The 12320-nt window shown below is 40.1% G+C and carries 16 protein-coding genes; 6 read left to right on the plus strand and 10 right to left on the minus strand.

Going from position 1 to position 12320, the window contains the following annotated elements; genetic code table 11:
- Positions 1-37: 37 nt before the first annotated feature.
- A complete protein-coding gene (gene acnA / locus GPA07_RS10770; RefSeq protein ID WP_008357834.1) occupies positions 38-2767 on the minus strand; it encodes an aconitate hydratase AcnA in 2730 nt (909 codons plus the stop codon).
- Positions 2768-2987: 220 nt separating this feature from the next.
- On the opposite strand from acnA, the gene sspO reads away from it, so the two are divergent.
- The 4 genes from sspO to GPA07_RS10790 all read left to right on the plus strand — a co-directional run bounded on the left by sspO (position 2988) and on the right by GPA07_RS10790 (position 4477).
- The gene (gene sspO / locus GPA07_RS10775) at positions 2988-3134 is read left to right on the plus strand and encodes a small acid-soluble spore protein O (protein WP_008357836.1); all 147 of its coding nucleotides are present in this window, start codon (positions 2988-2990) and stop codon (positions 3132-3134) included.
- 16 nt (positions 3135-3150) lie between these two features.
- The gene (locus GPA07_RS10780; RefSeq protein ID WP_003211331.1) at positions 3151-3297 is read left to right on the plus strand and encodes a small acid-soluble spore protein P; all 147 of its coding nucleotides are present in this window, start codon (positions 3151-3153) and stop codon (positions 3295-3297) included.
- Between the two features lie 102 nt (positions 3298-3399).
- A complete protein-coding gene (locus tag GPA07_RS10785) occupies positions 3400-3789 on the plus strand; it encodes an Hsp20/alpha crystallin family protein (RefSeq protein WP_008357838.1) in 390 nt (129 codons plus the stop codon).
- A gap of 259 nt (positions 3790-4048) precedes the next feature.
- Positions 4049-4477 carry a DUF2621 domain-containing protein gene (locus tag GPA07_RS10790; RefSeq protein WP_008357840.1) on the plus strand — a complete coding sequence of 143 codons (429 nt, stop codon included), beginning with the start codon at positions 4049-4051 and terminating at the stop codon, positions 4475-4477.
- Between the two features lie 21 nt (positions 4478-4498).
- Here the strand turns inward: GPA07_RS10790 and GPA07_RS10795 are convergent, their stop codons facing one another.
- On the minus strand, positions 4499-4981 hold the full coding sequence (locus tag GPA07_RS10795; protein ID WP_008357842.1) for a CcdC family protein: 483 nt from the start codon (positions 4979-4981) through the stop codon (positions 4499-4501).
- 94 nt (positions 4982-5075) lie between these two features.
- Entirely contained in the window at positions 5076-5783 is a 708-nt protein-coding gene (locus GPA07_RS10800; protein ID WP_008357844.1) for a cytochrome c biogenesis CcdA family protein, read from the minus strand.
- A 208-nt stretch (positions 5784-5991) separates the two neighbouring features.
- Here GPA07_RS10800 and GPA07_RS10805 point away from each other — a divergent pair, with 208 nt between their 5' ends.
- Positions 5992-6165 carry an aspartyl-phosphate phosphatase Spo0E family protein gene (locus GPA07_RS10805; RefSeq protein ID WP_369810454.1) on the plus strand — a complete coding sequence of 58 codons (174 nt, stop codon included), beginning with the start codon at positions 5992-5994 and terminating at the stop codon, positions 6163-6165.
- Positions 6166-6428: 263 nt separating this feature from the next.
- Here the strand turns inward: GPA07_RS10805 and GPA07_RS10810 are convergent, their stop codons facing one another.
- From GPA07_RS10810 to yneA, 6 genes are all read right to left on the minus strand, one after another.
- The gene (locus GPA07_RS10810) at positions 6429-6647 is read right to left on the minus strand and encodes a YneF family protein (protein ID WP_003212379.1); all 219 of its coding nucleotides are present in this window, start codon (positions 6645-6647) and stop codon (positions 6429-6431) included.
- A gap of 84 nt (positions 6648-6731) precedes the next feature.
- Positions 6732-7178: a sporulation inhibitor of replication protein SirA gene (sirA, locus tag GPA07_RS10815; RefSeq protein ID WP_071169118.1), complete on the minus strand. Its 447-nt coding sequence runs from the start codon at positions 7176-7178 to the stop codon at positions 6732-6734.
- Positions 7179-7376: 198 nt separating this feature from the next.
- On the minus strand, positions 7377-9380 hold the full coding sequence (tkt, locus tag GPA07_RS10820) for a transketolase (protein WP_071169119.1): 2004 nt from the start codon (positions 9378-9380) through the stop codon (positions 7377-7379).
- Positions 9381-9567: 187 nt separating this feature from the next.
- Positions 9568-9798: a DUF896 domain-containing protein gene (locus GPA07_RS10825; protein WP_008357847.1), complete on the minus strand. Its 231-nt coding sequence runs from the start codon at positions 9796-9798 to the stop codon at positions 9568-9570.
- Positions 9799-9867: 69 nt separating this feature from the next.
- On the minus strand, positions 9868-10515 hold the full coding sequence (locus GPA07_RS10830; protein ID WP_008357850.1) for a YneB family resolvase-like protein: 648 nt from the start codon (positions 10513-10515) through the stop codon (positions 9868-9870).
- 17 nt (positions 10516-10532) lie between these two features.
- A complete protein-coding gene (yneA, locus tag GPA07_RS10835) occupies positions 10533-10844 on the minus strand; it encodes a cell division suppressor protein YneA (protein ID WP_008357852.1) in 312 nt (103 codons plus the stop codon).
- A gap of 159 nt (positions 10845-11003) precedes the next feature.
- On the opposite strand from yneA, the gene lexA reads away from it, so the two are divergent.
- Positions 11004-11624 carry a transcriptional repressor LexA gene (gene lexA / locus GPA07_RS10840; RefSeq protein ID WP_003212311.1) on the plus strand — a complete coding sequence of 207 codons (621 nt, stop codon included), beginning with the start codon at positions 11004-11006 and terminating at the stop codon, positions 11622-11624.
- A gap of 46 nt (positions 11625-11670) precedes the next feature.
- Here the strand turns inward: lexA and GPA07_RS10845 are convergent, their stop codons facing one another.
- The gene (locus tag GPA07_RS10845; RefSeq protein ID WP_157292517.1) at positions 11671-12120 is read right to left on the minus strand and encodes a hypothetical protein; all 450 of its coding nucleotides are present in this window, start codon (positions 12118-12120) and stop codon (positions 11671-11673) included.
- Between the last annotated feature and the right edge of the window lie 200 nt (positions 12121-12320).

Raw genomic sequence — 12320 nt, forward strand, 5'->3', positions numbered from 1 at the left:
AGAGAAAGCTTTCAGACGCCTTCTCTTCTTCGTATGATTAGTTGTTTGCCAATTTTTCGCGGAGTACCATTTGAAGGATACCACCATGACGATAGTAGTCAATTTCGACTTCACTGTCAAAGCGAACAACCACTTCAAATGTCTTCTCGTTGCCATCTGCATCAATGGCTCTGACCGTAACAAGATCACGAGGACGAACTGATTCGTCAACATCCACTTCAAATGTTTCTGTTCCTGTGAGTCCATAAGTCTCTGCACTTTCTCCGTCTTTAAACTGCAAAGGAAGTACGCCCATGAAAACAAGGTTACTTCTGTGAATGCGCTCAAAGCTTTCAGCTAGAACAAATTTAATGCCAAGTAGGTTTGTTCCTTTTGCAGCCCAGTCACGTGAAGAACCCATCCCGTAGTCTTTACCTGCTAAGATCGCAAGACCCGTTCCATCTTCCTTATAACGCATACATGCATCATAAATCGATGTCACTTCACCAGTTGGCCAGTATGTTGTATATCCGCCTTCTGTTCCTGGTGCGATTTGGTTTTTAATACGGATGTTTGCAAAAGTACCTCTCATCATCACATGGTGGTTCCCTCGGCGTGATCCATATGAGTTAAAGTCTCTAGGCGAAACGCCTCTTTCTTGCAAGTATTTACCTGCAGGTGTGTCCTTACCAATTGCTCCAGCAGGAGAAATATGGTCCGTTGTGACAGAATCACCGAACTTCGCAACGACGCGCAGCCCTTTAAGCGGTTCAACTTTACCAGGTTCAACTGATAAGTTTTCAAAGAATGGCGGGTTGGCAATGTATGTTGAATCTTCATCCCATTTATACAATGCATCATCCGTCGTTTTAATTTCATTCCAGCGGTCATTGCTGTCAAAAACAGTTTCATACTCTGAACGGAATAGCTCAGGTGTGACAGTGCTTTTGACGACACTGTTGATTTCGTCCATTGATGGCCAAATGTCATCGAAATACACATTTTCACCATTTTTATCAACACCGATAGGGTCTTTTGTTAAGTCAATATCAACTGTTCCAGCAAGTGCATATGCCACAACTAATGGTGGAGATGCAAGGTAGTTCCCTTTTACAAGCGGATGGATACGACCTTCAAAGTTACGGTTACCTGATAAAACAGATGTGATCAGCAGATCATTTTCAGAGACAGCTTCTTCGATTTCTTTTGCAAGCGGTCCTGAGTTTCCGATACATGTTGTACAGCCATACCCGACAATGTTAAATCCAAGATCTTTTAGGTATGGAAGGAGTCCTGAGTTCACAAGGTATCCTGTTACAACCTTCGAACCTGGCGCTAATGACGTTTTCACGTAGTTTGGCACCTTCATCCCAAGTTCACTTGCTTTCTTCGCGACAAGACCTGCCCCGATCAAAACGTATGGGTTAGATGTATTCGTACAGCTCGTAATCGCTGCAATCGCAATCGCACCTGTCTTCATGACAGCTTTTTCACCGTTCTCCAGCTCAAATTCGATTTGTTTATCCAGCTCAGATTTATCTAAACCAAATCCTTGGTTTCCTGCTGGGCTTTCAATATGCTTATGGAATGTCTCTTTCATTTCAGAAAGTGGAATCAAATCTTGTGGACGTTTTGGACCAGATAAGTTTGACTCAATTTTAGAAAGATCAATTTCCACAATATCAGTAAAAATTGGTTCCTCAGCATCTGGCGTATAAAATAGACCATTTGCGCGAGAATATGCTTCAACGATGTTAATTTGCTCTTCATCACGGCCAGTTAAGCGAAGATATGCAAGAGCTTCCGCATCTACTGGGAAAAATCCGCATGTAGCACCGTATTCAGGCGCCATGTTCGCAATGGTTGCACGATCAGCTAATGGCAGCTGTGCAACACCTGGTCCGAAGAACTCAACGAACTTGTTCACAACGCCTTTTTCACGTAGTACTTGCGTGACTTTTAAGGCAAGGTCAGTTGCAGTTGTTCCGTTTGGAAGCTCTCCAACTAATTTTGCTCCAATGACTTCTGGCACAGGGAAGTATGAAGGCTGACCAAGCATACCAGCTTCCGCTTCGATACCGCCAACGCCCCATCCAAGTACACCAATACCGTTAATCATTGTTGTATGGGAGTCAGTACCAACTAGTGTATCTGGGTAAGTGAGGATCTCGCCATCTTCTTCAATTGCATGAACAACACTTGCAAGATACTCTAAGTTCACTTGGTGAACAATCCCTGTGGCAGGCGGAACAGCTTGATAGTTGTTAAACGCTTTCTTTGCCCAGCTAAGGAAGTTATAACGCTCTGCGTTACGTTCAAATTCTAGATCCATGTTAATGTTTAATGCGTCTTCAGTTCCAGCTTTATCGACTTGTACAGAGTGGTCAATGACAAGGTCGACTGGAATTTCAGGATTGATTTTATCCGGATCTCCGCCCACATCTGCCATTGCTTTTCTTAAAGAAGCAAGGTCAACGACTGCTGGCACACCCGTGAAGTCTTGTAAAATAACACGAGATGGTTTAAATGGAACATCAATTTCTTTCACCTCGGCAGTTCCCCATTTTGCCAAGTTCTCAACGTGTTCCTTTTTGATCACTCTACCGTCTACTTGACGAAGCACTGATTCTAACAGTACCTTAATGGAATAAGGTAATTTAGAAACGTTTCCAATTCCTTGTTTCTCTAGTGCTTCTAACGAATAATAGTGATATGTTTTCCCATTTGTCGAAAACGTTTTTCTAGATTGAAAAGCGTCTTGTTTAGCGACTTGCTGCTGTTTCGACATGTCCAAAATCCCCCTTTTGATGATCAAGATCAATTTCAATTCTCAGAAAAATCGTCGTATTTCACCACAATTTTCTCACAATTTCATCTTAAAACAAATTCATACATAAGTAAATAACAATGCTTTTATTAAATTCAATAAGTTTATCTTATCGTCAGGAAATGATTACTCTTCATAAACCGAGTGACGCCGGCTCATACTACAAATGAGGTGATAAAACATGACAAAACGAAAAGCCAATCATGTAATAAACGGCATGAACGCAGCCAAAAGCCAAGGAAATGGTGCAGGCTATATAGAAAATGATCAGCTCGTTTTAACAGAAGAACAAAGACAAAATAATAAAAAACGTAAAAAGAACCAATAAGAAAGGAGCAAGGATAATGACGAATAAAAACACGGGGAAAGACATCCGTCAAAACTCTCCTAAGGAGCATCAAGGCGGACAGCCAGAGCCATTATCAGGGAGTAAAAAAGTTAAGAACCGCAACCATACAAGACAAAAGCACAATTCACATCATGATATGTAACCATTCTCCTCTCATCCCGTGACCAAACGGGATGTTTTAGGTTTTTCACACATTTCAGATTTCATCATATGATTTATTATGAGATGTGATGGAGGAGTGTATATGGAGAATGAAAAACAGTCGAATTCCTCTGATTTTATTGAAATAGATGATTGGCTTCGTGTATTAATGGATGATCCATTTGCCTGGTATGATGAACAGCTGCCAATAGACCTTTATGAAACAAGCCGTGATTATATCATTGAGATCGATCTCTCCACCCTGTCGATCACTGATTTAAAACTGACCTTCGCAGGATATGAGCTCACACTTGTTTATTTGATTGATAAACAAGAGCAGCCCATTGAAAAAAGTGTCATGCTCCCTTTTTATTTGAATGACAAGGACATTGACACCGATTACGAAAACCGAATCATATCAATCAAAATTAAAAAATATTCACACCGTCAACACGGGGCATTTTCCTTTCAAATGCCGCACTTCAATCATTAAGAGCCCGCCTGCATTCAGGTGGGCTCTCTCCCGTTCGTTTCAAGTCAATACCTTTTGCGAACCACCATGGCCAAATAGTAGAGTCGCTATACGATAATATATTCTTTTTCTATTAAAGGGTTTGGGTCATTCTAGTAAATGGGCGCTTATTCATAAAAAGAGGCATTTATAGCGAAAGCATACATACATTTTTGTTATTTTCTTCTATCATCTCTTCATGTAAAATAAGATAGAGATAAGGGGTATAAGGAGTGAGAACATGTTAAGCGGCTGGTTTTTGTGGTTCATTTTATTTTGGGGTACGGTCATGATCGGATTACTAGCAATCGGTGGCTTTTTTATGTTTCGCAAATTTTTAAAACGATTGCCGAAGGAAGATGGGAAATCAGAGCTTGATTGGCAGGACGAATATATTCAAAAGAGCCTTCACCTATGGCGAGATGAAGACAAACAGCTATTAAATGAGCTGGTATTACCTGTTCCAGAGCTTTTTAGAGATGTTGCCAAAGAAAAAATCGCCGGTAAAATTGGCGAGCTGGCACTTAAAGAACAGGCTGCCAGCATTAACCTAGATTTAATCATTCGCGGCTATATTATGGCTACACCAAAGCGAGATCATAAATTTCTACTAAAGCGCCTTCAAGAAAAAAAGATCGACCATTCGCCATACGAGTCCTTATTAAAATAACCTCCTTTTAAAAAAGGAGGTTTAATTCATTTGGACCTGCTGCGGATCTAATTGTTTAGACAGCTTTCTAAACGACAAATACATAGCAACCCGCCAAGGTACAATCATGCCAAAGGCTAGAATCCAAAACATTCCGCTTAGTGCGCCATAATCAATGGAAGAGCTTAAGATCGTCTTCATACCGATACGAAGGACAAGAAGTCCAATGAGAATAAACACAAATGCTTTTGAACGCTTCAAATAGATTTCATTGCCTCTAATTTCAAATTTCGATGTTTTGATTAAAAAGATGGAAAAAAACATCCCTACTGTAATCGCCTCTAAAAATTCAGCTCCAGTTACTCGAAACATAGGCACAAAAAACATCAGTGCGCCAGTGCTCATGAATATAGGAGGTAATATAATTTTTTTCGCGGTTGCAGGTTTTGCAGATGATTTAATGCGAATAAACATGACGGCTACCGCCATACATACCGCAACTATAGAAGAAATTATGATCATCATATCAAATCATTCCTTTATTCTTTAAGGTCAGCCTATGTATAATATACTCCAATTGACGAAAAAAAACCATTCGCCGCGACTGTAGAAAACGATTTCAAAATCCTTTAAATCCACCAAAAAGGGAGGAGAATATAATGATGATCCATGTCAGAAGATCAAAGAACAGCATGACCCCTACTACGATCATAATAATCCCGCCAATTCTCATGATGAGCTGCTGACGCTTTCTGATCCAAGCCATTTTTGTGATGAAAAAGGAAAGAACAAAAAAAGGGATAGCAAAACCTAACACATACGCAATCATATAGGTCACAGCGGACTCCGGTTTGTTGCTGGCAAGTGTGATGACAGCCGATAAAATTGGGCCGGTACAAGGTGTCCATCCAGCAGCAAAACCCATTCCGATGAGAATCGATCCAAAAAAACCAGCCGGGCGATGTTTAAACTGCATCCTCTTTTCTCCCATCAGGAAAGAAGGCTGAAATACACCAAGAATCATAAAACCAAAGAAAATAATGAGGATGGCTCCAACTTGACGAATCGCTTCATGATATTCATAAAAAAACTTCCCAACAAACGATGTTCCAAAGCCAATGGCAATAAAAATGATAGAAAACCCTATTAAAAAGAATAATGTATGAAGCAGACTTCTTCTTCTCAACATCACCTTCTCAGATTTCACTTCATCTATACTTACGCCTGTAATATATGATAAAAAGGCTGGATAAAGCGGCAGACAGCACGGTGAGATAAAAGAAAGAAACCCTGCTCCAAAAGCTAAAAAGTAATTCAAATCTGACAAAAGAACACCCCCTTCTTACAATATACAATAAGAGATGACAAAATCATTTCATTTTTTTTACATCATCTGAATAAAGATGGTCTATTCTCTTAAAACCTTATATACTTTAATTTGACATCAAGATACCAAACCCTTTAAATTTGAAAATAAACCTTAAAATGGATATAATAGAACCGATTCTTTTTATCAAGATTTGCATGAAAGGAACATGACTTTGGTAAAAACATCATTATTAACTCAAATCGAAGAAAAAAGAGAAGAGCTGATGAAAGTGGTCCTGCATAATGGGATGACATCGACAGTAACGATCGAACATAGCCAGCAGCTAGATCATCTCCTCTTACAATATCAACGACACTTACATTCAAATTCAGCCAACTAATCATACCTCATGATATAAAAGATGCCGCACGTTTTAGAAAAGTTGATATGTGTGACAATAAACGAAAACCTCTGATTACAGGGGTTTTTTGTTTTTTGACTGACAGATGATGCCTAACGCCAAAATAAAAACCACCTTCCCTGCTTTATACATGCAAGTACAGTGGTTTTAATTGTCTGATGAAGGTAGCTTCAATAAAGAAAAGACATAGCTTGTCCATTCTTTATGACCATGTTCCATCTATGATCATAATATCGTACGTATTATTTCGCTTGGTTGTTCATGGCTTTCATCATTTGATTGATTTTCTTTTGGGACGGTTTCATGCCCATTTGCATCATCATCATTCGAAGCATTTGTTCATTAATTGGTGGATTCTTTTTCAAGTAGCTCATCATATACTTCCGAGCAATAAAGAATCCGAGTGCAACTCCTGCAAGCAGTGCAACAACGCCTACAAGGATGACAACCCATAAATCCATAATTCTTCCTCCTTCATGTTGTCTCGTATAAAGTGTACTAAACAAAAGGCTATTATACAACATTTCACGTTCAATTTTATTTTTTTAAACAAAATTCCTCACTTTTACCGGATTGAGCCACCCGTGCTTCTTTGAGCCAAAGTCCATAGCCAGAAAGCAAGGACTAATTTTTCTCAGTACTTCAAAAAACACCGCCTCCGCCTCATAACTGCCGGTAGCAGACATTTGAATATAACGGTCTTTAATGATGAATGCAGCCGTTCCTTTTCCATCTGGCAGCGTTGCACTATAAATCGAGCCTATTTGTGTATAGTGAATGTTCGTTAAATTGTTCATTAAACGCTGATGCATATGAAAAGCAGGGATTCGTTTCGTTACGTAATCCACTTGCTTAACAAGCATGACTAACTCGTCATCACTGCGGTTTGTCCAGTGCAACGATTCAAACAAATGAAACAAAATAGATTCTCTGCCAAAATAATGATGAGCAAACTCATCCTCAATCCAATAAATATAATAATGGCGTTCCATGTCTATCCCTTCCTTTCACATTTCGTCAATCTCGCTTATTGCTTGTATTATACAAAAATGTGAAAGAAAGAATTGTCTATATATGAAGCAAGAACAAACTAGTTTTGTCAAAAAAACAAGAAAAAAGAAAAAAGTTTGCAGAGCGTATAGAAAAGCTCTGCAAACTGGGTGCAAAAAAGCATGATGCTTGGAGATTGATTACTTATTGAGCTTTGCTTTCACACGGCTAACCACGTTGCTGACAGTAAATCCGTATTTCTCAATAATGGTTTCACCTGGTGCTGAAGCGCCAAATTTATCAATTGCAATCACGTCGCCATCAAGGCCAGTGTAACGTTCCCAGCCAAGTGAAGCACCCATTTCTATTGCAATACGTGCTCTCACTGCTTTAGGAAGGACTGACTCTTTGTATTCATCTGACTGCTCATCAAAGCGATCCCATGCAGGAAGACTCACAACAGAAGCGCGGATGCCTTCTTTTTCAAGTGCCTTTTGCGCTTCAATTGCTAAACCTACTTCAGATCCTGAAGCAAGTAGAAGTGCCTCAGGCTGTGCATCAGCGGCTTCAACGACAACATATCCGCCCTTTTCTACTCCTTCATATGCCTTCTCTGGTGCTTGGTCAATCGTTGGAAGGTTTTGACGAGTAAGAACTAGTGCTGTCGGTTTATTTGTTGAAGATACAGCAATTTTCCATGCTGCTGCTGTTTCGTTTCCATCAGCTGGACGAATAACAGAAAGGTTAGGCATCGCACGTAATGATGCAAGCTGTTCAACCGGCTCATGCGTTGGTCCATCTTCTCCAACCGCAATGCTGTCATGCGTAAAGACGTAAGTGACAGGAAGTCCCATTAATGCAGCAAGACGAATGGCTGGTCTTAAGTAGTCTGAGAAAACAAAGAATGTTCCGCCGAATACACGGAGACCGCCGTGAAGTGCCATACCGTTTAGCGCAGCACCCATTGCGAATTCTCTGACACCAAACCAAATGTTTCTTCCAGCATAATTCTCTCTGCCAAAGTCACCTGTATCTTTAATTGTTGTTTTATTTGATCCTGCAAGGTCAGCAGATCCACCAATAAAGAATGGGACTTGCTTCGCAATGCCATTTAATACCTCGCCAGAAGAAGCACGAGAGGCAAGGCTTGAACCTGCTTCATAAACAGGAATCTCTTGATCCCAATTCTCAGGAAGCTTTCCTTCAATCGCAAGCTTCAGCTGAGCTGCTAGTTCCGGATATTCTTTTTCATATTGCTCAAACAGTTCATTCCACGCTGCTTCTTTTTTCTGGCCAGCGTCTTTCACTGCTGTTTTGAAATGATCGTACACTTCAGAAGGTACATGGAAATCTTCTTCAAACGTCCAAGAATAGGCTTCCTTCGTTAGCTTCGCTTCCTCACTGCCAAGCGGTGCACCATGCACGCCAGACGTTCCCGCACGGTTTGGAGATCCGAAACCGATTGTTGTCTTCACTTCAATCAGTGTAGGCTTGTCTGTACTTTGTTTGGCTTTTTCAATCGCGGCCGTCACTTCTTCGATGTTATTGCCGTCTTTGACGTAAAGAACTTCCCAGTTCATGGCTTCAAAACGATTCTTCACATTTTCAGAGAAAGAACGATCTAGGTCGCCATCTAATGAAATGTCGTTTGAATCATAAAGAACAATTAAACGGCCTAAGCCTAAATGACCAGCAAGTGAAGCGGCTTCAGAGGAAATCCCCTCCATTAAGTCTCCATCTCCGCAAATGCTGTATGTATAGTGATCCACAACATTAAAGTTGTCTTTGTTATACGTTTCTGCAAGATGTCTTTCTGCAAGTGCCATTCCAACAGCCATTGCAATCCCTTGTCCTAAAGGACCTGTTGTCGCATCTACGCCCTCTGTGTGTCCAAATTCAGGATGTCCAGGTGTCTTGCTGCCCCATTGACGGAATTGTTTTAAATCTTCAATACTTAGGTTGTATCCGCTTAAATGAAGCATGCTGTATAAAAGCATAGAACCATGTCCCGCAGATAACACAAAACGGTCTCTGTTAAACCAATTTGGATTTTGCGGACTTACGTTTAAGTGATTCGTCCATAAAGCGTATGCCATTGGTGCAGCACCCATAGGCATTCCAGGGTGACCGGAATTCGCTTTTTCAATCGCGTCTATGGAGAGAGTACGTATTGTTGCAATAGATTTCAATTCAATCGTTTCCATATAAATCCCCTTCCGTATCTTGTGTACACCATTATCATAAATCTACTGTCCTTTTTTCACAACTATTTCACGCTGAAAAAGAAGGATTTTGTCACATTTAGTTTATCGATCACCTAAAAACTTATGCAAATATGAAAAAAGATGAGAATCTTTTTCCCATCTTTTCAAAAATCAAGAAATCATCACCTTAATGAAGATTACGATCTCTTTCTCTTTTTAATTTTTCTGGTGTAACATCGTTTCCTTCTGGATCAACGATTTTTACGGTTTTGAGTGTATTTTTCATAGAAGAACGAAAAGCTTTTAAATATTCCTCTCTTAAATGCTTTTGCTCTGTTTTTTCAGCGTCCGACAAACCGGCTTCTTTCGACTTTTTTGAAAGTGCATTTATTCTTGCAAGCTGTTCTTTAGAAATCATGACAAACTCCTTTAAAGCATTTTCCCTACATACTACTAAATATCATTCATTTTTACAACAATTCACGCTTCACGTCGTCATTCCTTTTTCGTATTCTTGATACCTTCTATGCACGGTTGCTTTTGATATGTCAAAACCAAGTGCCTGTAGTGTCACTGCAATTTCAGCGAATGTCATTTTGTTTTTTCTTAATCGAACAATTTCTGATATCGGTACTTCAATACGCTCGCGGCCAGGTGCCTGATCTTGGTGTTTCAAATTCAGTTCAGGCTGATATCCGCGCTCAATAGCCTTTTTCATCCCCCGCTTAATTTTCAGGTTATGAATTCTCCGCTGGTATTCTTCCACAACGCCTACAATTTCAATGACCATCTCATCTGCTTCTGAAAGCTCAAGCTCTCCTCTATGAAAAACGCTATACACCTTGACCTTCTCTTTAAAAAGACAATGAAGAAGTGCGATTTTCGCCTGCCCTCTTCCAAGGCGTGTCTCATCTTGAATGAGAACAGCATCTATTGCTTGTTCTTTCAGTGCAGCAAGCATGTCAAAAACACCATCACGATCAAGATCATATCCGCTTGCTTTTTCTTTAATGACTTTGACCACATTCATCTTATGTAAAGCAGCTAAAGCCAGCAGTTCTTCTTCTTGTCTTTTCAGCGAGGTTTCCTGTTCTTCTTTAACAGTGCTCACTCTCGCATAAATCAATGCGTTCATGTCTTCAATCGGCCTTTCTACTGTACTGTTGCAAGTTGATATACAACCGGGTGCTCTTTTTTGACTGGAATCACAAGAATGTCCCCAGGCTGGATGTCAGTTGAAGCAAGATCATTGTGTTCAGTTACCCAGTCAATAAAAGCATTTTTATCGATTGATTTGCTGTCACTCACTTGATCAGCTAATCCCCAAAGAGTATCACCTGATTGAACCTCTATTTTAACATATTGATTTGAATCATTATGGCTTGTGACCGCAATAAGTGAGAGAAATATACCAACGATGAACGAGAATAGCCCAATAAAAATAATCGATTCCTTTAACCTCATAATGTCATCTCTCCTAACAGAATATGTGTTCGCTCTTTCTATCACTCATTATAGATACGAACAAACGTTTCTGTCAAACGTTTTTTTCGAACCTATGTTTGTACTGTTAGGAAAAACATGCTATAATTTCTTTAAAATTGACGTTTTGAGGTGCAAAAGATGACGAAGCTATCAAAAAGACAACTCGATATCCTGACATTCATCAAAGAAGAAGTAAAAAGCAAGGGCTATCCCCCATCCGTTCGTGAAATTGGTGAAGCTGTTGGTCTAGCATCTAGCTCAACCGTCCATGGACATTTAGCTAGACTAGAAACAAAAGGTCTAATTAGAAGAGACCCAACGAAGCCTAGAGCGATAGAAGTACTAGATGAAGAAGAAATGAATATTCCAAAGAGCGCTGTAATGAACGTCCCAGTCATCGGAAAAGTCACAGCAGGCCTGCCTATTACGGCTGTTGAGAATGTAGAAGAATACTTCCCTCTTCCAGAAACTTTTGCAGCACCAGATGAACAAGTATTTATGCTTGAAATTATGGGAGAAAGTATGATTGATGCAGGTATTTTGGACAAGGACTATGTCATTGTGCGTCAGCAAAGTACCGCCAACAATGGCGATATTGTCGTGGCTATGACAGAGGAAGATGAAGCAACAGTGAAACGTTTTTATAAAGAAGATACGCACTTTAGATTACAGCCCGAGAACCCTTCAATGGAACCAATTATTTTACAGAATGTGAGTATACTAGGTAAAGTGATTGGCGTATTTAGAAACATTCATTAAAAAAAGCCGGTATTTCATCAACTGCTGATGAGAACCGGCTTTCTTTTTATGAGCAAGAGTAAGCAAGAATACTTGAGCTTGGGAAGGAACCAAATGTAAAGTTTGGCCAGATAAAGCCTGTTGTACGGCCAAAAGGTTGCGAGGAAATGACATACATTAAAAATACTTGGCCGTTTCTAAGGAATACAATGGTCCATCTTCTATTACATCCCGCCGCAAATTGAACAGTTTGCGGGCCCCCGCCTACACTTTGTCCTGCAATAAGCGGCTGCATACTTTGGGGCTGAGAGACTGCTTGCTGATACTGCGAGATGATATGCTGCGGCGGAGCTGGCGGAATGGATTGCCCGCCTGAACCTTGCCCTGGCCCAGTCCCTCCTCCTCCGATTGGTAAGCTGGGAAATCCTCCAACTTGAGGAATAGGAAACGACGGCAAGCTTTGTACCTGCCGATCATATGAGTTCCCATTCCACACACCTTCATATGGATTATACATACTAAACACCACTTTCTTAGACATTCATCACGACAGTATATGTCATACATAAAAAAAGAGTGTCGAGGATTCAAATCGAAATCTTTCCAAAAGACGTTTTGTTCTTCTTTAGAACGGTTATATAATAATGAGCCATAAAAAATAAGAAAATGAAAACTTTATGTCTCCCTCAAACGTTATATAAGTAGAAAGAAAAGAAA

Source organism: Bacillus sp. ms-22 (genome assembly GCF_009759805.1).
GTDB lineage: Bacteria > Bacillota > Bacilli > Bacillales > Bacillaceae > Bacillus > Bacillus xiamenensis.

Coding starts and splice junctions, on each gene's coding strand:
- acnA (WP_008357834.1), bottom strand. CDS start 2,767: ATGTCGAAACAGCAGCAAGTCGCTAAACAAGACGCTTTTCAATCTAGA.
- sspO (WP_008357836.1), top strand. CDS start 2,988: ATGACAAAACGAAAAGCCAATCATGTAATAAACGGCATGAACGCAGCC.
- GPA07_RS10780 (WP_003211331.1), top strand. CDS start 3,151: ATGACGAATAAAAACACGGGGAAAGACATCCGTCAAAACTCTCCTAAG.
- GPA07_RS10785 (WP_008357838.1), top strand. CDS start 3,400: ATGGAGAATGAAAAACAGTCGAATTCCTCTGATTTTATTGAAATAGAT.
- GPA07_RS10790 (WP_008357840.1), top strand. CDS start 4,049: ATGTTAAGCGGCTGGTTTTTGTGGTTCATTTTATTTTGGGGTACGGTC.
- GPA07_RS10795 (WP_008357842.1), bottom strand. CDS start 4,981: ATGATGATCATAATTTCTTCTATAGTTGCGGTATGTATGGCGGTAGCC.
- GPA07_RS10805 (WP_369810454.1), top strand. CDS start 5,992: ATGACTTTGGTAAAAACATCATTATTAACTCAAATCGAAGAAAAAAGA.
- GPA07_RS10810 (WP_003212379.1), bottom strand. CDS start 6,647: ATGGATTTATGGGTTGTCATCCTTGTAGGCGTTGTTGCACTGCTTGCA.
- sirA (WP_071169118.1), bottom strand. CDS start 7,178: ATGGAACGCCATTATTATATTTATTGGATTGAGGATGAGTTTGCTCAT.
- tkt (WP_071169119.1), bottom strand. CDS start 9,380: ATGGAAACGATTGAATTGAAATCTATTGCAACAATACGTACTCTCTCC.
- GPA07_RS10825 (WP_008357847.1), bottom strand. CDS start 9,798: ATGATTTCTAAAGAACAGCTTGCAAGAATAAATGCACTTTCAAAAAAG.
- GPA07_RS10830 (WP_008357850.1), bottom strand. CDS start 10,515: ATGAACGCATTGATTTATGCGAGAGTGAGCACTGTTAAAGAAGAACAG.
- yneA (WP_008357852.1), bottom strand. CDS start 10,844: ATGAGGTTAAAGGAATCGATTATTTTTATTGGGCTATTCTCGTTCATC.
- lexA (WP_003212311.1), top strand. CDS start 11,004: ATGACGAAGCTATCAAAAAGACAACTCGATATCCTGACATTCATCAAA.
- GPA07_RS10845 (WP_157292517.1), bottom strand. CDS start 12,120: ATGTATAATCCATATGAAGGTGTGTGGAATGGGAACTCATATGATCGG.